This is a genomic window from Paenibacillus terrae HPL-003 (assembly GCF_000235585.1).
GTDB lineage: Bacteria > Bacillota > Bacilli > Paenibacillales > Paenibacillaceae > Paenibacillus > Paenibacillus terrae_B.
On sequence record NC_016641.1, the window covers coordinates 1,883,376 to 1,907,219 of the forward strand.

Genomic DNA, 23,844 nt, shown 5'->3' on the forward strand with positions numbered 1-23,844 from the left:
AGTATGCCATTTGGCAGCTGCTCCTTTTTCATTAAACCAACGGGTAGGAGGGTTAGAATTAATGACCGATATAGGAGTGGTTATTATGAAACGTGGGGGAGTAAAAATGCCAAATAGTATGTGTTTAAGGTGTCAACTTGCAAATAATATAATTGAGACGAACACTGTTTATAAGAACAATTACGTTACTTGCATTCTGGATATCGCACCATTAAATGAGGGCATGTTCTCATACTTCCTAAAAAACATTACCACGAAGTCGATGATTTGGACGAAATTACTGCCAACGAGAATATGAAGGCATCTATAATGCTAAAAAAGATTGATAGTAACACAATTCCATCCTGATGGGATAACCATCATTCAAAATGGTGGTAAATTTAATGATTTGTCACATTATCATATGCATTTCCTTCCCGCTATGATTCTGATAGTTTGCTTGGTTGGAACCCTCCGACACCACGAATGTAAATGGGCGTTTAAACGAAACCGGAGAAAAGTTGGTGAATTAATAAACTAGCTGTAATTACGCTATCGGGAAATGTTAGTTCAATAGAACAATGACAATCTAGGACTTTATTTTCTGCTGACAGTATGATTGGAATGATAAAATACAAAAGCCCTTCCAGCTTTAGCTTCTCATGAGGGAAGCTGTGGAAGGGCTTTTGTTGTATCTACTTGTCTATACGGTGAACGTGCTTATTTATACTCGTTGCACGGTAAATTCGAATTCTAGCTTTTGATCAGCTGCAATTTGGTATTCTTCATGTACCGGTGCTCCCCAGCTATCGTCGCCGCCTACGCCCATTTGCTTGCCAGCTACGGTGACAACGGTGTAATACACGTTGGGCAGCTCATACAAATGGTATGCACTTTCCAGCTCAAACGCTGTGTACGGTGAAATGTTGCATTCCACAGGCGCGGTTGCAGGTGCAGTAATGCGAATACCTCGCTGAGAATCGTCGGTAATATCGACACGGCGCACGCCTGTACGGTTGCCGGATTCCTGCGGTACGACATACCCGGATACGTTATCCGCAGCTTCGTTACGGAATACGCCAAGTCTTGCGCCGAAGGCCCGGTCGATGTAATTCTCCTCCGGTCCCATCGCGTACCAGTCCAGATGGCGGTAGTCCGCCGGAACCTTGAACGAAAGGGCAAAGATCGGTAGGTTAGGCAGCCCCGATACACCTTCATAAGTCGATTTTACGTTCAGACTGCCTTCTGCGAAGACGGTGTAGGCTACGGTTACCTGTACGTCTGCATGAATGCTTAGTGTATAGCGGAACGTAACGGTTACGCCATCAGTTTGCTCCTCCGTGACTTCAATCCCCACACATTTACGCGTCAGGCTTGCAGCGAACCAGCCACCGGCTTCAAAGCCCAGTGCGGTTCCCCGATCATTGTCTGTGGTCGCACGCCAGAACAATGGGGCAGGAGGCGTAGCAATCATCTCGCGTCCGGCGTAGCGAAGTGAAGTCAGGCTGCCTGCTCCTTTGGAGAACATCATGCTGAAATCTGCACCGTGAACGCCAATGTTAACATCGCCATGCACCACTCGTAAAGCACCGCCCGTAGGGATCTTCAGCGGATTTGGATCTTCCACGATGAAAATATGCTGTCCGAAGGCTACTTCATATCCAGCCTCCGCCCAGAGCGTAGCTTCTTTCAAGACCAGAGACGTGTGAATAACATATTCACCAGGCGCGTCTACTCCAACCGTATCTACCAGCGTCAACGGAATATGAGCTTCTGTCTGTGCCGCTACATCCACACGAGTCACATTCCGTGAGATTTCGTGGCCTTCATGAAGCAGGCTGTATACCAGCTCGTAGTCATCCGTTCCCTCGAACAGATTTTCATTGCGAATCGTCACACCGTTGCGATCCGGGGTCAGCTTCAGATTTTGGTACAGGAATTTGACCTCCTGCATCTTCGGTGAAACCTTCCGGTCCGCATAGACAATTCCGTCCGTACAGAAGCCATAGTCTGTGGGCCGGTCGTCAAAGTCGCCGCCGATCGCGAGGTACTCGCGTCCATAGCGATCTTTTTTCATGACAGCCTGATCAATGTAATCCCAAATAAAACCGCCCTGATACAGCTCGTATTTGTTCTCCAGCTCTGTATACTTGTGAATACCGCCTACAGAATTACCCATCGCATGCATGTATTCGCAACTGATATACGGCTTTTGCGGATTGTCGTTCAAATACTGCTCGATATCTGCGGGTTTGGCGTACATCCGGCTCTCCATATCGCTGGCATCATCATAGGTGCGGTTGTGGAATACGCCTTCGTAGTGCACCAGACGGCTCGGATCGGTGGCTCGGAAATAGTTGGCTACATTGCGTAGCACTTCACCTGCATAGGACTCATTGCCGCAGGACCAGATCAGAATGGACGGATGGTTTTTATCCCGTTCCAGCATGGAAATGGCGCGATCCATCACGATATCCTGCCACTCAGGAAGATTGGCTGGAATATTCCATGAAGGCTCGACTGCGCCAAGCTTTTGCCAGGAGCCGTGTGTTTCCAGGTTCATTTCGTCGATCACATACACCCCGTACTCATCACACAGCTCATACCACAGGGTCTGATTCGGATAGTGAGAGGTGCGAACAGCGTTCATATTGTTTTGCTTGAGCGTGCGAATATCCCATAGCATATCTTCACGAGAAATCGCACGTCCAGTGCGGGCGTTGAATTCATGGCGGTTTACGCCCTTGAAGACGATACGCTTGCCGTTCAGATGCATCACCTTGTTGATCAGCTCGAATTTGCGGAAGCCGATCTTCTGCGGAATGACCTCCACCAGTGTCCCGTCCGGCTTGTGAATTTGGATGAACAACGTGTACAAGTAAGGCTTTTCGGCGCTCCAGCGCTGGACTTGATTCAGTGTTGCCGACAGCGAAGCCTTGCCATCTGTAAAATCCGCCTTCAGAGAAGCTACAATCTGGCCCGCGGCATCTTTGACATCGACGGCTGCATAGGCTGCTACTGCCTTTTCCAAGGTCAGCTCCAGCTCCAGAAGGCCCTGCGTGTACGAGGCGTCTAGATCGGCTTTGGCATGCAGATCACGTACGTGAACAGATGGGATGGTGTACAGATATACGTCTCTGAAGATACCGGAAAAACGCCAGAAATCCTGATCCTCCAGCCATGCTCCTGTACTTCTCTGATATACCTCAACCGCCAGCTTGTTTTCGCCTGCTTGCAGGAACGGTGTCAGTTCAAAATCGGACGGTGTAAAGCTATCCTCGCTGTACCCGACAAATTGCCCATTCAACCACACATAGAAAGCCGACTCGACGCCCTGAAAAGAAATGAACACAGGCTGACCGTCAGAAGTCATATTTTCCGGCAAAACAAAGCTTTTGATATAGCTCCCGACCGGGTTGTGATCTTCTGGAATATGGGGTGGGCGAACGTCCGAATGTCCGTCCCACGGATACATCGTATTCACGTACTGCATTTGGCCGAAGCCTTGCGTCTGAATATGACCCGGTACCTGAATGTCGCTCCAGCCGCCGTATTCGAAATCAGGAGCATGGAACTCCACCGGACGGCTGGATGGGTTCGTTGCATAGTTGAACTTCCAGCTACCGTTCAGGCTATGACGCCAAGCCATATCGGCATGACGCTCCGCTTCCTGAAGCGTAGCGTAATATTTGTGATCGGAATAGGCGGGTAGCCGATGGACAGCAAATTTGGTTACGTCAGTCAGCCAGTCCAGACTAGGGGTATGGATGGTCAAGGCGAACACTCCTTATTTTTAGATTAAAATGAAATGAAGATATTACGCAGTAATCTGTTATTTTACCGAGCCAACCATGCCCGCTACAAAGTGCTTCTGCATCAGGAAGAATACCAGTGCAGTCGGCAACGTGGACAGGACGATAGCGATCATAATCACGCCGTAATCTGGTGCATAGCTGGAGCCGAGGTTCGAAATCAACAACGGAATCGTTTGATTTTCCGGCGTTTGCAACACGATCAGAGGCCAGAGATAGTTATTCCAGCTCGACATGAACGTGATGATCGCGGCAGCGGCATAGGTTGTTTTCATCGTAGGCATATACACCCGGAAGAACAGACCCAGCTCGGACAATCCGTCCATACGACCGGCTTCCAGCAAGTCCTTCGGAAACATCTTGGTACTTTGACGGAAAAAGAAGATCAGGAACGCCGTAGTCACCGTTGGAATGACGACAGACGAAAGTGTATCAATACCGATCCAAGGTATCACATTGGAGATACTGCCGAACATCCGGTAAAGCGGGATCATGATCGCCGCAAACGGAATCATCATCGACATCAGCAGGATATTGAAAACAACGTCTTTGGCTTTACTTCTGTAAATTTCAAAGCCATAGCCGGCCAGTGATGCAATCAGCATAGCCAGCAGCGTAGTTGAGATTGAGACTTTTGCAGAATTACTTAGTGCGGTAACGATGTCTACTTTTTCGAGCAGATTGTGCATGTTATCCATTAGATGAGAGCCGGGCAGGAGCTTGCCCTTCGTCACATCGACCGACAGGTTCGTGGAGCTGGATAGCATCCAGAGGAACGGGAAAATCGAAACGAACGACACAATGATCAGAAAGGCATACGTAAATAATCTTTTCGTTTTCATCATTTTTTCTCACCTGCCACTTTGAACTGGATGATCGACAAGATAATGATCATAATGACGATGGAGTAGGATACGGTCGCCGCATAACCAAAGTCGGATGAATACTTGAAGGACAGGTTGTAGATATATTGCGAAATAGAAGATGTCGCGTTCCCCGGTCCACCCTTGGTAATATTCATGATTTCATCAAAGAGCTGGAGTGTACCAATGGTCGATGTAATCGAGGTGAACAGGATAATCGGCTTAAGCAGTGGAACTGTAATGTTGAAAAACTGTCGAATAGGGGAAGCACCGTCAATACGGGCTGCTTCATAGATGGAGCTGTCAATATTCTGGAGACCGGACAAGTAAAAGATCATATTATAGCCGGTCCAGCGCCATGTGATCGCGATGATAATCGTAACTTTGGCCCAGAAGGGGTCTGTAATCCATTGGATCGGCGTGCCAATCACGTGCAGATTCAGCAATAAGGAGTTTACCAGACCGTCAGCCGAAAACAAATACTTGAACACAACGGAATAGGCTACCAGCGATGTAATACAAGGCAAGAAGATGGCTGTGCGGAAAAAGCCCTTGAATTTCAGATTTTTATCATTTAGCAATACCGAAATGAACAGAGCCAGAATCACCATCAATGGCACCTGGAAAATTAAATAGATAAATGTATTCTTCACAGCGGTTATAAACATTTTATCGGTGAACAGACGCTTGTAGTTATCAATGCCGTTGAAGGTGAGATTAGACCCTGTACCCGTCTTAAAGGACAAGATAAGCGCCTGAATCATCGGGTAGAAATAAAAGGCTGCAATCATGATCACTGCGATGGATATGAACAACCATCCTGTCATACCTGCTTTGAGACGTGTTGTAGTCATTTTGGGTGCGGCTGTCTTCATAACCATATCAACTCCCTATGCAGCATTAAAACCTTGAACTCGCAAGCCCAAGGTTTTAAGTGCTTATCGTTTTATTGTTTAGCCTTGGCTAGATGGACTGTCTTATTTAAGCTGTGCTTCTGCTTGTCCTTGAGCATCTTTCAGAACTGCGTCTACATCTTTGCCGTTCAGGTAGTTTTGAATTTCAACGGTCATGATGTCCTCAATGGCATAAGTGTGCAGGCCATAATTGACTTTTGGAACTTGTTTGGTCCATTCTGCGAATTTCTTGAAGACTTTGTCGCCACCGAAGTACGGATCTGCCTCGTCATAAGCTTTACCGCTGGAAGCTGCGTTTAATGAACCGACAATTCCGATTTTGCTCAGCATATCTTGATACAGCTCTGGATCTGAACCGAATGTTTCTTTCAGGAAATCAGCAGCGGTATCTTGACCATCCGAGTTGAGGACATACCAGGAGCTGCCGCCGAGGCTGGAAGCATTCACAGATTCAGGTACATTTTTTAATTTAGGGAAGGGAACAACGGCCCATTTACCCGATTGCGAAGCTTCTGCCTTGATTGAAGGCGTAATCCAGTTACCTGTTGGTACGGAAGCAACTGCACCGCTATTGAAGGCTGCCAGGAATTGACTCCAGTCGGCATTCATTTTAACAATGTTCGCATCGAACAAGGATTTGTAGGTCAAGAGCGCTTCTTTCAGAGCTGTATTACCTGCCAGATTTGGTGTTTTACCGTCTTCTTTCAGGTACCATGAACCTGCGGATTGGATCATACCACGGATCAGACCGAGGTCGTTTGGATCTTGAGTCAACATGTCTTTACCTGTTTTTTGTTTTACGGCTTTACCGATTTCAATGAATTTGTCCCAATCAATGTTGGTCAGGTCAGCTACTTTGTAGCCAGCTTGTTCCAAATAATCCGTTCTTACATACAGACCCATAACACCGGAGTCGAATGGAACACCGTATTGCTTGCCGTTGTAGCTGGTCGGTCCGATTTTATAATCGGCGAAGTCGGATGCTTTGATCGAGCTGCTCATATCATGGAAGGAATCAGGATAGGCTTGCAGGAAGTTTTGTGCCCGGTAATCCTCGATCAGAACCACGTTAGGCAATCCTTTGGTAGAACCGGAGTTGAGACCGGCATTCATTTTTTGCACGATATCATTTTGAGCATATTCAACAATGTTTACGTTTACATCAGGATGTTTGGCAACGTAGCGATCTTTTGCCAGCTTCAGGGCCGCGATATTGAAGTTCGGGTCCCAAGCCCAGACCGTAATTTCTTTCTTGCCCGAATCCGTGGTGGTCGCGGCTTTCTCGGAATTGCTGGAACATGCAGATAGCAAGATCAAGCTTGCGATCAGCAGAAGGAAAGTCATTTTTTTCATTTCGTTCAACCCCTACTCTTTTTTTATAATCATTTGAAACGTATTGAAAGCGGTTACCTTGTTTATGAATCTAGTTTATCATCCTTGCTTTGCGGGCAGTTAGGAATATCTTTATACGGATTTGTCTTATTATTATGATTTATCAAAAAAGGCACCGCTTACATTTGTTCTTTTTTTGGATTTAGGTACTTTTTATAGGCTGAGTTTGAAATTAGATGGCGTGCCACTACGCGGTCGGATGGTGCTTCCCATCGCTGTTGTATCCAGATTTCTTTATTCAAATTATATAAGGTTGAAATCCGGATACAAAGGCGACCGCTACGCTTGTACAGCACCATTCCGCCCACTCCGTTCTTGTTCCACCTTCTTTGTCTTAAGTTCAGCCTATATTTTTTATGAGATAGGAGGGGCGGGTTTTACGATCAATGGCAGTGTCAATTTCACTTTGGTGCCCTCGCCTTTTTTGCTGGAGATGGTCACGCCATACTCTTCTCCATATAGAAGGGTAATGCGGTTGTGTACATTCTGGACGCCGATGCCAGTAAACAGTTGGCGCTTGCTCTTAGGATTGGGTAGTCCATCCTTTGCTGTATGCCCGTCCAAATCCATACCGTCCCCATCGTCGACCACCTCACAGATCAATGTATCGTCCGTTTTGGACACCAGTATATAGATGTGACCCGCAGTTTTCTCATTAAATGCATGGAAAAAAGAATTTTCGATAAAAGGCTGAATAATTAGCTTGGGCACATGGTACTCCAGACAATCCGGCGATACAAAATAATTCACCTGTACCCGCTGCCCGTAGCGAACATGGTTAATGAACACATAATTTTGCATGTTGGCCATTTCTTGCTCGATGGTGATCGTTTCGCTCACATTGCTGATTGTATTTTGCAGTAGGGAAATGAGCGCATTGATCGTCTCGGCGGCGGTTTCCTTGTTTCCTTTGAGCACCAGCATTTTGATCGAAGCCAGTGTATTGTACAGAAAATGTGGATTGATCTGCCGTTGCAGTGCAGCCAGCTCTGCATTCCGTTGTCCTTTTTGCGTCTCCAGCAGCTTACGAATATAGTCATTCAGCTCATCCAGCATGTAATTGTAGGCATGACTCAACTGTCTGACCTCATAGCTGCCCGTTACCGGGAGATAGTTATCAAAATTTTTCTCGCGGACCGTCGACATTTGCTTAACCAGCCGAGTCAAAGAACGAATCAAACGCCGGGAGATCAGAAAAACGATCAACAAAGCAATCAGCACGATGCCAATGCAGATCAATACAACAGATTTAACGTCAATAATTTGCCCAATTGCGGTTTGCCTGTCGATCATGTTAACCAGGTAAAAATCATACGAAGGAATATAGTTGGAAAGGAGGATACTTTCCTTGTTCATCACGTTTGCATTAATGTAATTTAGCCCTTGCTCATTGATTTTTGTCGCATAGCCCAGCAGCTCACGGGAGTGTTGCCCGATCAAGTCCTGACGGTTGCTCGACACAATGAGCCCCGATTTGTCCAAAATAAGTACATCATTGCCGTTGCTTGTGAAGTTGTTATAGAAGCGGCGGAATTCGGGCTCGCGAATGGCAATGTAGATCATGCCATACAACGTACCGCTAGTCCGCTCCATAAATGCCTTGGAGGCGATAATATAGGGTGTGGGTTTATGTCCAGTATTATTCATTTGCTGACGAAGCAGATCAGTATCCAACTGATACATAAGCCGTGTCGGCTGTGCCGCGCTTCGGGCTGTAACTAAACTGTTCCTGAGCTCCTCCGCAGTTACCGGCCAGTAGGACGAGTCGGAATAGAAGCTTCGGCCGTTCATGCCCGTTATGGCGACACTGACATCATAGGCGTCGACATTTGATTTAATCTGCTTCATTTGTTGTGCCATACCGAAGTAGATGCGTGCCGAGTTAATGGAATCGGATTGGCCGCCTGTCAGGTAGTTTTTGACCGTCCCGTTTTCCGAAGCATGGGTTACGGCATTCACAATCGAGTCATTGAAGGACTCAAAGCTGGATTGAATCTGGCTGAGTACCTTGGCATTCGTAATACTGAATGTCTCGGCAAAGAGTCGTTCAGACATTCGAATCGTCACCAAAGAGGTCAGCAAGGACACCGCGGTGATGCTGACCACCATAACGACAAATATTTTAAAGAACAGACCTTGATATTTAATTTTATGCATATACCTTTTCATACTCAATCTCTTTTCTGCTGCAAATATGCGCTTGCTCTCTAATGGAGATGCTCCCGGCGGTATTGACTGGGGGAGTAAGCCGTTACCTTTTTGAACACTTTGGTAAAATAGCTGGGGTCCGAATAGCCGACGGCGCTGCTAATCTCCGAAATGGACATCGTACCCGACCGCAGTAGCTCCGCAGCCTTTTCAACCCGAATTTTGTTCAAATACTCGCTGAAGCCCTCTGTATGATGCGCTGTAAAATAGCTCGACAAATACGAGGGATTAAAATGAAAATATTGACCGAGTGTCGTCAAATTGAGCGTCTCAGCGTGATGCTCCTCGATATATTCCAGCAGCTTCTTCATGCTCGCACTGCTTCCTTGCTGCGTATTAGCCAAAATCTGCATGTTCGCTTCCTCTAAAAAGGTCTCCAGCAATCGCACAGCTTCATGGACATGAGGTGCATCATTTATGGCTTTGAAATAGGAGTATTTTGTCGCATCCAGCTCTTTCATATCATACCCCTGATTCCCGAGCAAAATGGTAATGTTAAACACGATGTTTCCAAGAAGCGATTTGAATTCAAAAGCGGTGGACGTATAGTTGCCGGACATGGCAGCTACATAAGATCTTAAGTCCTGAAAGGCCGTTTCAAAATGCTCGCGCTTCATCTCTTCTGTGAACTGCTTTAAGTTAAACGAGCTGTTCACCTGAACAGGCTTGGGAAGTTCGTCTTCCATCAGGAGCGCAGTTCCCGGAAAGTAAAAGCGATAGCTGAGCAGCTTTGGCAGTTCCTCCTGATAGACCTCGCTAATCTGATTAAAATCATCAAATAGACGGCTGACCCCCCAGCCCGTCTGTGGCTCGACTTGCTTCGACTCCTGAGCTACTTCCCTGACCGCAGCCATCCAGGAGTGTAATTCACGCGGATCAAGATTGGCTAAAAAAACAGCCGCATTTGCAGCAGACGGCAGTTGCCGCAACACCAATTGTTCACAGGCAGTTGTCACTCGATCGGTGAGCTTGGAAAATAGGTCCGAGGCAGGGAGGGAGAGGCCTTTCCCCTGTGGTTCCGCCTGTTCGACGCCTATGAGTGCAAAACGAGCATACGGAAAATCCTGTTTCAGCAGTTCCATATCATAGTCGATGCTATAGCCGGAAATGAGCTTTTCTATCACATGATCCATCGTAATTCGATTATCCCCGGCATCTGCCTGATACTGAATAGACGGAATTTTGCGGGCCGTTCTCTGGAGCACTTGCAGCAGCTCATCCGTGTCCAGCTTGGGCTTCAAAATATAGTCAGCAACACCTTGCTGGAAGGTGGATCGCACGTAATTAAACTCGCCGTAGCTACTGAGCACAATGACCTCAATATCAGGATAGCTCTGTCTGACAATACGCGTCAGTTCCTCGCCATCCATGATAGGCATCACGATATCCGTAATGACAATATGCGGGCGCAAAGTTTCAATCAGCTCTAACGCTTCTTTTCCATTAGAAGCCTCGCCTACAATGCGAAATCCATACTGTTCCCACGATAAATGATGCTTGATCCCTTGTCGTACCAATATCTCATCATCTACTATCAAAATATTGCATAGCTCTTTCATGGCAGCACTCTCCGTAATTATACCTATTCAAAAAAAGACCTCCATAAGGCGGACGTCACATCATTTGAGGCACATAATTGATAACGCTTCCAAGTTGACTCAAATATAAAGTATTTAATCCTTACATGCTAACATAAACTACAGGTGTAATCCAAAGATATCTCAAATTAAGCCCTTCTTTTCATATCGGTTGCCGGGCCATTGAATATTATATGGAGAATAAGCCGTATATATGGAAAAAAGAAACGGAAAAGCAGGTTTGCTTTTCCGTTTCTTTCTATTAATAGGCTCAATCTATCCGTTGCTCATGCATCGTTCATCGTTTACGTAGTTCGAGTAATCGGTTTTTTCAGGAATACCCCGTATGAAATCGCTCCCATAACAAGCAAGGATGCTCCCAGTAAAAATACATTATTAAAGCTTCCGGTTGTATCCAAAATGTATCCGGTTGCAATTGGTGCTAGAGCAGCACCCAGAAAACCGCCAAAGTTTTGGATGGCGCCCAGGGATGCCACCTGTTCCCCCGGAGCAATATCGGCTGCCAATGTCCAAATAACGCCTGAAGGCAACTGGGAAGCAAAGTAACCGACAGAGAGAAGTGCAATGCTGACAACTGTATTGTCTATAAAAGGAATCGGCGCTACAGATGTCGCCGCCAAAATGGCACCACCAACAATAGGTATCTTACGTGAGGTCACAGGAGCAACCCCCTTGCGGATGAAATAGTCGGAAATAAAACCACCAAGCAGTACGCCAATAATGCCTGCAACAAATGGAATGGATGCAATCCACCCGGTTTCTTTCAGCGTGAAGCCCTGTTCCTTCTCCAGATAGCTTGGCAACCAGGTCAGGTATACCCAGATTGTGAACATGATACCGAAATTACCGATGATCATAAACCAAGTGCTGGAATTCTTGAAAAGAGAAGACCATTTGGCTGTTGGCGCCTGTGTTTCTGATTGTGCCGCATTTGATTCCGCAGCAGGAACTACGTCTGCAGCCATATCGTTTTGAGTGATGGCCTGCTTTTCGGCAAAAGTCGGATCGCGGTAAACTTTCAGCCAGATCAGCATAATAATCAAACCCATTGCGCCGACGAAGATAAACATGCCTCTCCAAGTCATGGTCAGCATAAGAACAGTCAGCAGGGGCGGAGCAATAGCATTGGCAATTTGCGAGCCCGTATTAATAATAGAGGTTGGAAGGCCTCTCTCACTTTTAGCGAACCATCTTTCGGTCACTTTAAGTCCTGATGTGAAGAATGGAGATTCCGACACACCGAGCAGCATACGCATTGCATACAGCAGAGAATAGGTATTTACAAAAGCACTGATAATGGTTGCGACCGACCACAGTCCAGAAGCCCATGTGAACATTTTCTTTGGACCGAAGCGGTCAACAAGCCATCCTGCCGGAAGATTAGCCAAAGCATAAGGCCAGAGAAAGGCGGACAGCAGCAGACCCATCTGTGTAGAGGATAGTCCAAATTCCGCTGCGATGGTCGTATTCGCGATACTTAAATTCGATCGGTCCAGATAGTTGACGACGGCCCCAAGCAGAAGCATCAAAATAATGCCCCAGCGCAGACCTGCCTTTTTGGGTTTTCCTGTGGATGTTATATGGTTATTCCCGATTTTGTTCATGAAAGCTCACGCTCCTTGATCCAGGCTGTTTATTAAAAAGGCTGATGCCAAATTAAAAATATGTCATTCAAATCACAATTGTATGCGTTTACATTTCCTCTAATCATCAAATTCATTTCGATGATTCCTTAGCTCTGTTGATATGGGCGATTCACAACGATGGGTTCGAAGCTTTCCGGAAAATTCGAAAGTCAGCTATTGATCGTTGTGATGCCGCATATCTTGCCTAATGTGGTCTATACAGGCTTAGCCAATCGATATCTTATATGGAACGTGCCGCCGCAACGGCCTCCAGAAATTCCTTGGCAGCCGCCGTAACTTTACTGTAATCTCCGTCTTTTTGCGCAGCCTTGGTGATATAGCTTCCTACGCCAGCTCCGATGCAGCCAGCTTGTAACCATTCCTGCACATTTTGCGGAGTGACTCCTCCAGTAGGGGCGATGGGAGCTTGAGGAAGTGGGGCGATAACCGATTTTACATATTGTGGACCTAACCCTTCGGCCGGGAAAAGTTTAACAATGTCCGCCCCGGCTTCCAACGTCTCCAATACTTCCGTCGGGGTAAAAGCACCACTAATGGTCACGGCCTGATAACGGTTGGCCATTTTGATCATTTCGGGGTTGAGTTGCGGACTTACCAGAAGCTCTGCTCCCGCTAGAATAGCCGCTCTTGCCGTTTCTGCATCCAATATGGTTCCAGCGCCGACAAGAACGTCTTCTTCACGATACTTTTCTGCCAGTGTTTGAATGACATGAAGCGCATTCGGCACACTCATTGTGATTTCCAGCGCCTTAATACCGCCTTTTACGGCTGCTTCTGCTACAGCCAAAGCCTCTTGTTCGTTGTCCAAACGAATGATCAACACAATGCCTGTGTCCGCTATTTTCTTGAGATTATTGAACTTCTTCCACATCATCTTATCCTCCTAATCGTTATACAGACTTTCACCACGGTATCCCAACTGGCTGGAGAGCTTTAGCGCTGTTTCCTTGACTAGCTTGACGATCATACCCTCGCGCTCCGGTGTCATGGTAGAGTACATACTCGCCACACTAATCGCTGCCACCGGTTGATTCCATTGGTCATATATCGCAGAACCGATGCAATACATTTCCAGATTGTCTTCCCGGTCATCAATGGAGTAGCCACGCGTCCGAATTTCCGTCATATCCTGCAAAATTTCTTGTAACGTTACCTTTGAGTATTGTGTTTTGGCCGGAATTTCTCCGTCTACTCCCAGAATAAACTGGATTTTTTCCGTTGGTAACGCTGCCAAAAGTGCTTTACCGATTCCTGTGGTGTGTATGAATCTTCGTGAGCCTAGCTTTGCTGTCGGCCTCATAACAGAGTAATTTTCCGCCTTATCCAGATACACGATCTGCCCTTTATCCTCGACTCCCAGAAAAACAGTGCTGCCCGTCTGTCTGTTCAGCTCCTGTAACAGCGGTCTGGCCAGATGGGGGATGCCCATATTGGATAAATAAGCTATACCGGTTTCAAAGGCGCCAATGCCCAAACGATAGGTCTTCAGGCGCGGATCATCCAGCTCAATAAAGTTTTTATAGAGTAATGTCTGCACCAGTTCGAAGGCGCTGCTTTTGGGCAACCCCAGCGTCTTGCAAATTTCGTTCAGTGTCAGCGGGGAACTGCTATTAGATAACAGGACCAGAAGATCGACAACCCTTTCGGCTGATTTATTCAGCTTAAAATTTTCCATGCAATCTCCTTCATTCAATTACTGTTCGTATATGCGAACCATGTTCATTATTTCGAACTTGGGTTTATTATAGTACAGCCCCACAAGAGAGATCAATAACCTTTACAAAATATTTTATTTATTCCGATATGGGATTGAATTTCTTATGAAAACGTTATAATCTAAATAAAAAATAAATTCAATACTACGAATTTAGTTCGTATATGCGAACAAAGTGGGATTTTGAGCAGCTCCTGGATGTGTACCGTACGGGTGTTGCTACCCTATCAATTGGAACCGTATACATTTAAGGATTTAATTCATGAAAATGTGCAAAAATCCTGAAATACAGATTGCGGGTTATAAGGAGGAATTACGGATGCAACCTACAGCTATATTTTTAATCGGGGCTGCCAGTTCAGGTAAATCTACGATAGGTAAGCTCATTGCTACAGAATATCATTTTGCTTATTTGGATAAAGATATCATCTGTAATAAGTTCACCGGTCTACTGCTGGAGTCCAAAGGATACTCGCCGCATGAGCGGGACGGCAACACTTTTTATAGCGATACGATCATGCCGCTTGAATATCAGACTTTGCTGGACTTAGCCAATGATAACCTTCAATTGGGGAGATCCGTCGTTCTGGATGCACCGTTTCTCGGTTATTTTTCTAACAAAGATTACATTCGGGAATTAAAAGAAAAATACGACTGGCATCATGTCAGACCGCTTGTATTACAGGTGGACGTGGATTTTGACACATTAAAAGAGAGGATGAAAGCCCGTGGATTGGAGCGGGATGAATGGAAATTTGCCCATTGGGATGCTTTTGTGGAAGGAATCCGTGCCAGAAGGTGTCTATGGGAAGATATTGAGATCCGGCATTTTGATAATAGCCCTGCTGAAGTAGATAAGAACAGGCTGCACAATACACTTTCCTTCAAAAAGACAACAACCTCTTTGTAATTCAGGTTTGGTGAAAATAAAAGAAGCGCCCCTCGGAGTGAAAGTCATAGTGAGCTTCCTCCAAAGGGCGCTTTCTCCTTTTATGCAGTTCCCCACGTCCGATCTCCTGCCAAATATTTTTCAGTCAAAATAGATAGCAGTTGAATGCCAACCTCATTATGGCCTCCCTCAGGGAGGATCAGGTCCGCGTATTTCTTGGAGGGCTCAATAAATGCTTCATGCATAGGCTTGACCGTACTCAAATAGTGATCGTGGATCGACTGGATGGTGCGGCCTCGTTCCTCAATATCCCGAAGTACCCGGCGAAGTATGCGCACATCCGGATCGGTGTCGACAAATACCTTGATGTCGAGCAGTTGACGGAGCTTTTCGTCAGACAGTACGTGCAGTCCTTCCAGCATGACAATATGATTCGGCAGAAGCTCTACCGTTTCGTCTGTAGAACGCGCATGAACCGTGAAGTCATACACTGGCGCTTGCGTCGCTTGTCCTTCTTTCAGACAATGAAGATGCTCAATAAGCAATTCGTTGTCAAAGGCAAACGGATGATCATAATTGACCAAAGCACGTTCAGCATAGCTCAGATGTGAATGGTCTTTATAGTAGTTATCCTGAGATATGAAAGTCACTTTGTTTGATCCCAGACGTTCAACGACAGCGCGTGCTACCGTCGATTTACCGGAACCTGTACCGCCGGCAATACCAATAATAAGCATGGCGTTTCACTTACCCTTCCCTGAATATATCCCGATACAACTCAAGTATTGTAGCACAACACGCACTTTTTTTCATCAATGCAGAGCATTGTATTTCTTCCATTTTCGTATCTTGGCTCTGAATGTTTTAAAGGGTGCCACTGAGTTGATGTGAATCCATCTAGCCATGGGCCACTTCGGATTACTGCCTGTCCACTTATAATTCGGTGCAGGCATAATGACGTCTTTTCCTTCCTTTTCGTCCCTGTCCCATGACATGACAAGATGAAGCCATCCAAGCTGGTAGGCAATGATTTCTGTGGGTGTTTTATCTACTTCAGATATCCGGATATCCTTTTGGTTCTCGTCAACCTCTTTGTATTCACCGTCTAACAGTAAGTAGGAGGCATGAATCGCTTCTTTTAACTCGGCTTTGGAAGCGTAGTGGTAGCTGGGCATCTAATCACTCCTATAGATTCTATTCAATATCCACCTCTTCAAATGTATCACTTTAAACATGACAACCTTATGGCTTATTCAAAAAAAAGTTTTTTGTGGTTTTATGAAAGGGCATTTGGTATATTCACGAAAAAGGATGCAAAATTAATAGAGAATTTAAACCAAAAGATAAGTAATTCGACATATTTTAATATTATTTTATAAGTCTATAATTATTAGTGAATTGCGCTAGTTATGTTGGTTGGGTCTTATCAATTTATCTGAAAAGGAGACTGTTACATGAAGTCGAGTTTGTTGAAAAAATGTGCAAGTGTAATGTTGAGCAGTACGATGGTTCTGTCTTTATCGTTACCGTTACTAGGTCATGCACATGCGGATGGGAATTTACAGGTAAGTGATGATTTTGAACAAGGGGAAGCTCAAGGCTGGACAGCAGATTCAGGGAACTGGTCCGTTGTCGCGGACGGGAATGGCTCTACATACCAGCAATCTAGTCGAAGCGAAAGCTATTCTGTTAAAGGTAATGCATCTTGGACGAACTATAGCGTACAAGCAGATGTATATGTAGATGATTTTAATGGCTCCAATCGGGTATATGTTGCAGGCAGATACACAGATTCCAAGAACTTCTATGCTGCATCTTTATACAACAAGAAGGGTGGAGCACTTGAAATTCGCAAAAAGGTAAACGGTTCTATGAAGACACTGGCTACCAATAACAAATACAAACTGGACACCAATACCTGGTACAAAGTGAAGCTGGAGCTGTCCGGTTCGGAAATTAAGATGTATGTCAATGATCAACTGGAGCTGACCGCAACAGATTCCAGCCTTGCTTCGGGAGCCATTGGTTTGGTAACCTCCAAGGCGGTTGCCCAGTTCGATAATGTTATCGTATCCGGCGCTTCAACTGAAACAGATACAGGTACAACACCTGCGAATCCAACACCAGGTACAGATAAACCAACTCCTGGGGTAGATAAAAACGTAACCTCCAATAATAACTTTAATTTGGCTGGCTTCTCCTATGGTAATCCAGGTGGCGGGGAAATTAAGGAAACCGATGCCAATTACAAAAAAGTTTACAACGCTGTAGATCTCAACGAAGCACTTAAGAAAGGTACTAAAGTGAAGGTTATTGAGATTATGAACGATCTCGACCTCGGCTGGAATGAACTCCCTAGTGCTGCCAAGGTGATGCCTTTTAGTGCCAACAACCCTGTGCTGACAAATCCTGTTCTGAAGAAAACAGGTGTGAGCAAAATCTATATAGAAAACTTGAGTGGAATCACGATTTTCTCGGCAAATGGCGCTAAAATCAAACATGCCGGCTTTGTTATCAAAAGAAGCTCTAATTTGATTTTCCGTAACCTCGAATTTGATGAGCTTTGGGAGTGGGATGAAGCAACCAAAGGGAATTATGACAAAAATGACTGGGATTATATCACGGTTGAAGGCCAAAGCTCCAAAGTATGGATTGACCATTGTACATTCAACAAAGCATATGATGGCTTGGTAGATGTGAAAAAAGGCAGTAACGGAGTCACCATTTCCTGGTCCTTGTTCAAAGGAGATGACCGCAGCTCCAATAGCTGGGTGACCCAACAGGTTAACGCTATGGAAGCAGACAAATCTTCCTACCCTATGTACGCTTATTTGAGAAGCAGTGCAGTAGGCTTGAGTAAAGAAGATATCATTGATATCGCAGCAGGACAAAAGAAAGCGCATCTGATCGGTGCTACTGAAATGGCTGCCGACAATGCCGATTTGGAAGTTACGTTGCACCATAACTACTACAAGGATATTCAAGACCGTATGCCTCGTTTGCGTGCTGGTAATGCCCATGCCTATAACATCGTTATGGACGATGCCGGATTGGCTAGAGCCAAGAGCAGAATTACTTCTGACATGGCTAAAGCGATTGCTGCCAAAGGATACCATTTTGACGTCGTGGGTAATGGTGCGATTTCAACTGAGAATGGCGCGGTATTGCTTGAAAAATCATATTTAATTGATGTATTTTCTCCAGTTCGTAATAATCAAAAAGACCCTAAAAAAGATGACTACACTGGCAAAATCAAAGCAGAAGATGTTATCTTCTCTGACAACGGTAAAGTATTTAGAGGGGGCAGCGACGATGCAAACAGCCCGTTAGCTCCGTATCCTGCGAAGGCCAAGGATTTCTCCTGGAATGGATTCACAAAATTGCCATACAGCTATACAGCCGAAAATCCTGAAAACCTGGTTGCTCAATTGCAGGGCAAAGATGGAGCAGGTGCAGGCAAGCTGAACTGGCCGAGTGAAAACTGGCTTAAAACAGTATACAAGGCAGTTGCTTCAAAGGGTACAAAAACGGTGGAAGATTCCGAATAAATATATTGGAAAAATAGCTTTGGAATAAGAAGCGGCCAGGACAGATATACTCTGCTCCTGGCTGCTTCTTTTCGTATACATTTTCAGGACGCATGCGGCAAGCTCTTAACCGATGACGACAAACGAGGACACACCAGCAGGTACCGATCTGACCCGGAACAACGTTCCATCGTCTCTAAAGGTACGCAGAACAAAAGGCTGGTTCGTAGGTGTGCGTACATTGTTGAATCGGACGGTGCCGAAACTATCGAAATTAGCAGCTTGCACAAAGCTTCCATCTGTACGCCGGAGGACTGCAAAAAATCCCGTTGTAATAAAAGGTACTCCGTCATTACGAGCCCAGATGACGGTAAACCGACTAAAGGTTTGTGTAGGACTCACATTGCGATATTTCGTAACAGGAACCTTTCTGCCCGTAGACTTCAAGGTTTGAGGAGGACGAATGGCCACTTCATATCAACTCCTTTGTTGTGATGTGATAGTAGATGCACACAAAGGAGTTTCGGACCGTGCTATAAACTACTTTTCAAAAAAAATAGATTTATAGTTCTCATCACGCCCAGTTGCGACGTAGTGTAAAGAGTTCTTTTAGCGCGTCTGTCGACAGCTCGGTAATCCAGCCCTCAGTGCTGGAAATGATTTGATCGCTAAGCTGCTGCTTGCTCTCTAGCATTTCATCAATGCGTTCCTCCAGAGTTCCAAGGGAGATGAACTTGTGCACCTGTACGTCTTTCGTTTGTCCCATCCGGTAGGCGCGATCTGTGGCCTGATTTTCAACAGCCGGATTCCACCAGCGATCGAAGTGAAAAACGTGGTTGGCAGCTGTCAGATTCAGACCCACCCCTCCGGCCTTGAGCGACAAAATAAATACGGACGGCTGCTCGTCTGGCAGCAGTGTGTGAGATTGGAACTGATCAATCATCCGGTCACGGGCCGTTTTGGACGTACTGCCGTTGAGGTAGAGCACTGGCTCTTGCAGCTCTTGAGCGATCACCTGCTGGAGCATTCGACCCATGCCAATATACTGCGTGAAAATAAGGCAGCGCTCACCTTCCTCCCGCAGCTCCTTGACCATGGCCAGAATACGCTCCAGCTTGGATGAACGGCTGATGACTGCTTCGAAATCGGGCTGACTATAGCCGGAAACCGTGGCATCCAGGGCGGCTTCTTTGGTTAAGAGAGCAGGATGATCACAAAGCTGCTTCAACTGGGTAAGGGCAGATAATATAGCGCCTTTTCGCTCAATCCCCTCCAGCTTCTGCATCCGTTCCATGAGTTCTTTGACAATTTGGTCATAGAGCGCTCCCTGCTCGGAGGTGAGGTGAATGTACGTTTTCATCTCATTCTTCTCGGGCAAATCAAGCTGTATAGCCGGATCTTTCTTCTTGCGTCGCAGCATGAAGGGCTGAACCAGTTTTTGCAGGTCTACCGTTCGTTGCTCGTTATGTTCTTTCTCAATGGCATTGATGAACCGATTGCTGAAGGCGCGTGCGCTGCCCAGATAACCGGGATTGATAAAATCATAAATCGACCATAGCTCGGACAGCCGATTTTCGATAGGCGTCCCGGTTAGCGCTATACGATGCCGAGCAGGGAAGCTGCGAACAGCACTGGATTGCTTGGTTTGCGCATTTTTAATGTTCTGCGCTTCATCCAGGCAAACCGAGTCCCAGGTTATGCTTTGCAGCAGCTCTTGATCAAGGGTTGCTGTCGCAAAGGATGTCAGGATGACGTCGGCTTGCTCGACTTCTTCGTGGAACAATTCCCCCTGATCCCGCTTGCTTCCATAGTGGAGCATGACCTTCAATGAAGGGGCAAATCGGCTGAGTTCCTTCTGCCAGTTGCCCAGCACCGAAGTCGGGCAAATCAGTAGCGAACTGGAGCGAACGCCCGTCTCTGCGGCGATGTCCTGTAGATGTAGCAAATAGGCAATAAACTGCACCGTTTTGCCAAGCCCCATATCATCGGCAAGACAGGCGCCCAGTCCAAAGCGTCGTAAAAAGGCAAGCCACGCGTATCCATCCCGCTGATACGTCCGCAGCTCGGCTCGCAATCCGTCCGGCACCTCCAGTGCGGGCCATTCCGATTGCCGCCCAAGCTGGCTAATCAGCTTCAGCAGGTGCCCGTTCAGCTCAACCTCCAGTCGGAAGCGTGCCGCATCCTCCGGCTGTTCTCCCGTAGCGTCGCTCTCCGTCTCATCGGCGTTGCCGAGCAGGTGTAGCTGTAGGATGTCCTGAAACGACAATCCCTGAGTGCTGTCGATCCCGGCCATGGCCCGACGGATTTGCGCCAGCAGCGCGGGATCGAGTGCGATCCATTGCCCGCGGAAGCGCACCAGCCGCTCGTTGCGGGCCACCAGTTCGGCGAACTCTGACTCGCTCAGATCAGCATCGCCAATGGCAACACGCCAATCGAACTGGACAATCGAGTCCAGTCCGAACAGCGAGCCGCCCTTCGCGCGCTCGCTCCCACCTTCGCCCGGGCGAACCTTGGCCCGCAGCTTCGGCTTCTTACGGGTGGCTGCTTCCCACCAAGCGGGCAGCAGCACCTGCCAACCGCCTTCCAGCAAGCGATGGCTGTCGGTCGTTAGGAATTGCCACGCCGCCTCGTCGGAGAGCGGGCGATCCAGCACGTCATCGCGGCTTCCAGTCCGCTGCCCGGCGGGCAAAATTGCGGTCAAGCGCTCCAGCCATCCGGCTGAGCGCTCACGCACATGGGCCGTCCACGCATCGGGCCACAGGCCGGACGCATGCCCATCATCGGCGAGCTGTACAGGCACCAGCAGCGCTGGGTCCTGCTTGTCCTGCAACACAAGCTTGAGCTGCCACGACGACTCGTCGTTCTCTGGCTCTGGCTCCAGCAGTTGCAGAAGCGGCCGGAAGGGCGCGGTATCGGCCTTCCAGCCGATAGCGATAAGCCATGCCCGCGCATCCAGACCTGTCGCGGCCGGGCGGTTTTGGGAGAAGAGAATGGGGTATTCTCTTCGCAAATCGGCGGCTTCCGCCTCGGTGCCGTACCAGCGTTGAAACACGGCGGCCGAGAACGCCGCAGCCAGCCCTTCGTGCTCGTCCTTCTCCAAGCTGTTAAGCAGGGAAATCTCTGCCAGATCAGCGTTTTCCAGCTTTTTCTCCGACTCTAATACCTCTAGCGCCCCCGGTGCCTCCAGTGCTTCCGCATCCCAAATCCATTGCAGCTTTCCCGCCTGAAATGCTGTGAAGCTGGGTACATAAGAATTCGCTTCAATGGAATGGGCAAGTAGAGGGATCAACCGAAGCCACGGGGCATTGTCCTCGTCCCAGATCCATTCGATGTGCTCCAGCAAATTGGGTTCTGCCAGAAAAGGAATCACCTGCTCCGAGGGCAGGAGAATAATATCCGTGTCCTGAACGTGTTGAATCTCCAGCTCGGTGCCATAGAAAGAAGCCTCGTGCCAGGCAAACAAACGCTGCTTCAACATTTGACCGGAAATGCTGTAGTTCATGGAGGAATCGCCATAAATAAGTGCGTCTCCATAGGTGGTTAACTGGATGTGTACCGTAATTGTCTCCGTATATTGGCTCATGATAACAATTTCCCTTTCCGCAATTCCTCCTGTAGCGCCCGCAGGCGGCTATGGCGGCTGGTGAAGGTCGTGAAGAACAGCTCCCAGCGCGGCTCTTGCTTCATTTTTTTGTATAGCTTGAACAGCCGCTTCAACAGCTTGACTGCCGCTTTGTAGCTGGATCTGTTTTTTTCCAGCACATATCGTTCCACCGCCTGGTGGTAAAAGGGTAGCAGCAGCTCAGGCGCGTTCTTTTCAATGGGCTGCAACACGCTCACCCGGAAACTCAAAGGTTCGCTGCGCATACTTAACTGGTAGTCAATCCATTGCCGCCATCTGTCATGGGCAAGCAGTGCTTCTTCATACATTCCCCCGGCAAAAGGGAGCATTCCGACCAGTGTGTCCCACATTTCCTGTTCCGCTTCTGGAAGGTGCTGCAAAACCATATCCCAATCGTTCATATAATCGTGCAAATGATCGTCCCGATGACTGTGAAGTAAGGGACCGATATGCCGTAGTCCGTCCTTGAGGCGTGACCATTCCTCAGCTTCACGTAAGGCATGTAAGAACAAAAGCAGTTGGCTGGAAGAGATTTTTAGCGGAAAAGCCTTTTCGGCCTCCTCAAGCAGCGCCCAAGCTTGTTCATCCTGCGACTGGTAAAAATACATCCAGCTTTGGGCCAGCATCCAGGGAAGCTGGGCCAACGTTGTGCCAAGCTCACCCTCAGCCGCCCGTAAATGCTGTAATTCCTCCGCATATATGCTGGAAGTGGAATCTTTCTGCTGGGGACGCATCCAGTTTAGCCAAAATCGGTAATACGCGTCTGAAAAATAAGTGCCGCTACGCGATTCTGTCAGCATTTTTCGGCGTAAATAGGCCAAGGTCTCTGCCATGCGTGCTTCTTGCATCGGTTCATCTGTTAGGGCAAGCTCGCTCTCAAAATCACGCTCGATAGCTTCTTTAAGCTCATCTGCGGCGATTTGCGTGTAATACCCCATATAGGAATGAGTGGGATAACCCGGCATGGGTGCCTGAGGGACCAGTTTTTCCAGCACACGCAGATGAGCGTGCAGTCCGTACAACTGTTGCATGCCGGGTGAAAGTGGCGGCTTCACAGCATATATCGAAGCTAGAGCGCTTTGGACATATTGGGAATTTTGCGTATTCATGTGGATAAGGGAGATGCACTGATCGAACAGGTCATGCCATTCCGAGACAGGCATATCCGATATGCGGCTTGCTGTTTTGCTGAGCGTGTTCCTGGCAGTCTGCTTGCGATCTGGTGAAGGAGCGGACCGGGAAGCAGGCGCGGTGGTGCGCACGTCAGATTGGACAGCCAGCCGGGTGAAGCCCGTTGAATGGGCGTTCACCAACGCATGTACGGAACGCTCCTGCACATTCGCATAATTCAGCAGTACGGCGATCATATGCTTGCAGTTCTTATGAACCGGACATGTACATCGGCTGGCAGCAAAAGCGCTCAAGTGGAGATCCACCTCGTAAAGCTCGCTTCCATCTACGACCGAAACGATATGGTCGGCGTCAGACATTGTAAATTCTTTTACCTTTCCTTGCTTGAAATATTGAAAGCCGCGTTTAATCGTCACGTCATTAAAATGGTCAGCTACGTTTTGGATAAGCTGCTGCCACTGTATATCATCCATAAGATAGGTTGGTTTTTTCATATGCATTAGTCTCCTAAGAGAGAATAGTCAATCCGATGACAGCTTAACTCTTCCA

General features: G+C 47.3%; 16 protein-coding genes. 2 read left to right on the forward strand and 14 right to left on the reverse strand.

What is annotated here, in order from left to right; translation table 11 throughout:
- Positions 1–703 precede the first annotated feature (703 nt).
- The 9 genes from lacZ to HPL003_RS08695 form a co-directional block, all read right to left on the reverse strand.
- The gene (gene lacZ, locus HPL003_RS08655) at positions 704–3,754 is read right to left on the reverse strand and encodes a beta-galactosidase, LacZ type (RefSeq protein ID WP_014279251.1); all 3,051 of its coding nucleotides are present in this window, start codon (positions 3,752–3,754) and stop codon (positions 704–706) included.
- A 57-nt stretch (positions 3,755–3,811) separates the two neighbouring features.
- Positions 3,812–4,636 carry a carbohydrate ABC transporter permease gene (locus HPL003_RS08660; protein WP_043922337.1) on the reverse strand — a complete coding sequence of 275 codons (825 nt, stop codon included), beginning with the start codon at positions 4,634–4,636 and terminating at the stop codon, positions 3,812–3,814.
- Positions 4,633–5,529, reverse strand: coding sequence for a carbohydrate ABC transporter permease (locus HPL003_RS08665; RefSeq protein WP_014279253.1), 897 nt, complete (start codon positions 5,527–5,529; stop codon positions 4,633–4,635). Before HPL003_RS08665 ends, HPL003_RS08660 begins: the two co-directional genes overlap by 4 nt.
- Positions 5,530–5,631: 102 nt before the next feature.
- Positions 5,632–6,921 (reverse strand): ABC transporter substrate-binding protein, encoded by a 1,290-nt coding sequence (locus HPL003_RS08670; protein ID WP_014279254.1) that lies wholly within the window; start codon positions 6,919–6,921, stop codon positions 5,632–5,634.
- Between the two features lie 393 nt (positions 6,922–7,314).
- Positions 7,315–9,129, reverse strand: a complete 1,815-nt coding sequence (locus tag HPL003_RS08675) for a sensor histidine kinase (RefSeq protein WP_014279255.1) — start codon at positions 9,127–9,129, stop codon at positions 7,315–7,317.
- Between the two features lie 38 nt (positions 9,130–9,167).
- Positions 9,168–10,727, reverse strand: coding sequence for a response regulator transcription factor (locus HPL003_RS08680; protein WP_014279256.1), 1,560 nt, complete (start codon positions 10,725–10,727; stop codon positions 9,168–9,170).
- A gap of 323 nt (positions 10,728–11,050) precedes the next feature.
- Entirely contained in the window at positions 11,051–12,370 is a 1,320-nt protein-coding gene (locus HPL003_RS08685) for an MFS transporter (RefSeq protein ID WP_014279257.1), read from the reverse strand.
- 262 nt (positions 12,371–12,632) lie between these two features.
- A complete protein-coding gene (locus tag HPL003_RS08690) occupies positions 12,633–13,286 on the reverse strand; it encodes a bifunctional 2-keto-4-hydroxyglutarate aldolase/2-keto-3-deoxy-6-phosphogluconate aldolase (RefSeq protein ID WP_238533458.1) in 654 nt (217 codons plus the stop codon).
- Between the two features lie 9 nt (positions 13,287–13,295).
- Positions 13,296–14,087, reverse strand: a complete 792-nt coding sequence (locus tag HPL003_RS08695) for an IclR family transcriptional regulator (protein WP_014279260.1) — start codon at positions 14,085–14,087, stop codon at positions 13,296–13,298.
- Positions 14,088–14,445: 358 nt separating this feature from the next.
- On the opposite strand from HPL003_RS08695, the gene HPL003_RS08700 reads away from it, so the two are divergent.
- Entirely contained in the window at positions 14,446–15,036 is a 591-nt protein-coding gene (locus HPL003_RS08700; protein ID WP_014279261.1) for a P-loop nucleotide/nucleoside kinase family protein, read from the forward strand.
- 80 nt (positions 15,037–15,116) lie between these two features.
- Here the strand turns inward: HPL003_RS08700 and udk are convergent, their stop codons facing one another.
- A complete protein-coding gene (udk, locus tag HPL003_RS08705; RefSeq protein ID WP_014279262.1) occupies positions 15,117–15,752 on the reverse strand; it encodes a uridine kinase in 636 nt (211 codons plus the stop codon).
- A gap of 75 nt (positions 15,753–15,827) precedes the next feature.
- A complete protein-coding gene (locus HPL003_RS08710; protein WP_014279263.1) occupies positions 15,828–16,190 on the reverse strand; it encodes a ClbS/DfsB family four-helix bundle protein in 363 nt (120 codons plus the stop codon).
- 279 nt (positions 16,191–16,469) lie between these two features.
- Between HPL003_RS08710 and HPL003_RS08715 the strand changes: the two genes are divergently transcribed.
- Positions 16,470–18,563 carry a pectate lyase family protein gene (locus HPL003_RS08715; RefSeq protein WP_014279264.1) on the forward strand — a complete coding sequence of 698 codons (2,094 nt, stop codon included), beginning with the start codon at positions 16,470–16,472 and terminating at the stop codon, positions 18,561–18,563.
- Positions 18,564–18,668: 105 nt separating this feature from the next.
- Here the strand turns inward: HPL003_RS08715 and HPL003_RS08720 are convergent, their stop codons facing one another.
- The 3 genes from HPL003_RS08720 to HPL003_RS08730 all read right to left on the reverse strand — a co-directional run bounded on the left by HPL003_RS08720 (position 18,669) and on the right by HPL003_RS08730 (position 23,789).
- On the reverse strand, positions 18,669–19,013 hold the full coding sequence (locus HPL003_RS08720) for a hypothetical protein (protein ID WP_014279265.1): 345 nt from the start codon (positions 19,011–19,013) through the stop codon (positions 18,669–18,671).
- 103 nt (positions 19,014–19,116) lie between these two features.
- A complete protein-coding gene (locus HPL003_RS08725; protein WP_014279266.1) occupies positions 19,117–22,125 on the reverse strand; it encodes a DEAD/DEAH box helicase in 3,009 nt (1,002 codons plus the stop codon).
- The gene (locus HPL003_RS08730; protein WP_014279267.1) at positions 22,122–23,789 is read right to left on the reverse strand and encodes an SWIM zinc finger family protein; all 1,668 of its coding nucleotides are present in this window, start codon (positions 23,787–23,789) and stop codon (positions 22,122–22,124) included. The genes HPL003_RS08725 and HPL003_RS08730 overlap by 4 nt, the downstream gene beginning before the upstream one ends.
- Positions 23,790–23,844 lie beyond the last annotated feature (55 nt).

Bases quoted from the DNA above. Each gene is read 5' to 3' on its own strand.
- HPL003_RS08725 (WP_014279266.1), bottom strand. From the start codon at position 22,125: ATGAGCCAATATACGGAGACAATTACGGTACACATCCAGTTAACCACC.
- HPL003_RS08665 (WP_014279253.1), bottom strand. From the start codon at position 5,529: ATGAAGACAGCCGCACCCAAAATGACTACAACACGTCTCAAAGCAGGT.
- HPL003_RS08715 (WP_014279264.1), top strand. From the start codon at position 16,470: ATGAAGTCGAGTTTGTTGAAAAAATGTGCAAGTGTAATGTTGAGCAGT.
- HPL003_RS08700 (WP_014279261.1), top strand. From the start codon at position 14,446: ATGCAACCTACAGCTATATTTTTAATCGGGGCTGCCAGTTCAGGTAAA.
- HPL003_RS08680 (WP_014279256.1), bottom strand. From the start codon at position 10,727: ATGAAAGAGCTATGCAATATTTTGATAGTAGATGATGAGATATTGGTA.
- HPL003_RS08670 (WP_014279254.1), bottom strand. From the start codon at position 6,921: ATGAAAAAAATGACTTTCCTTCTGCTGATCGCAAGCTTGATCTTGCTA.
- HPL003_RS08690 (WP_238533458.1), bottom strand. From the start codon at position 13,286: ATGATGTGGAAGAAGTTCAATAATCTCAAGAAAATAGCGGACACAGGC.
- HPL003_RS08685 (WP_014279257.1), bottom strand. From the start codon at position 12,370: ATGAACAAAATCGGGAATAACCATATAACATCCACAGGAAAACCCAAA.
- HPL003_RS08730 (WP_014279267.1), bottom strand. From the start codon at position 23,789: ATGAAAAAACCAACCTATCTTATGGATGATATACAGTGGCAGCAGCTT.
- udk (WP_014279262.1), bottom strand. From the start codon at position 15,752: ATGCTTATTATTGGTATTGCCGGCGGTACAGGTTCCGGTAAATCGACG.
- HPL003_RS08660 (WP_043922337.1), bottom strand. From the start codon at position 4,636: ATGATGAAAACGAAAAGATTATTTACGTATGCCTTTCTGATCATTGTG.
- HPL003_RS08710 (WP_014279263.1), bottom strand. From the start codon at position 16,190: ATGCCCAGCTACCACTACGCTTCCAAAGCCGAGTTAAAAGAAGCGATT.
- HPL003_RS08695 (WP_014279260.1), bottom strand. From the start codon at position 14,087: ATGGAAAATTTTAAGCTGAATAAATCAGCCGAAAGGGTTGTCGATCTT.
- HPL003_RS08675 (WP_014279255.1), bottom strand. From the start codon at position 9,129: ATGAAAAGGTATATGCATAAAATTAAATATCAAGGTCTGTTCTTTAAA.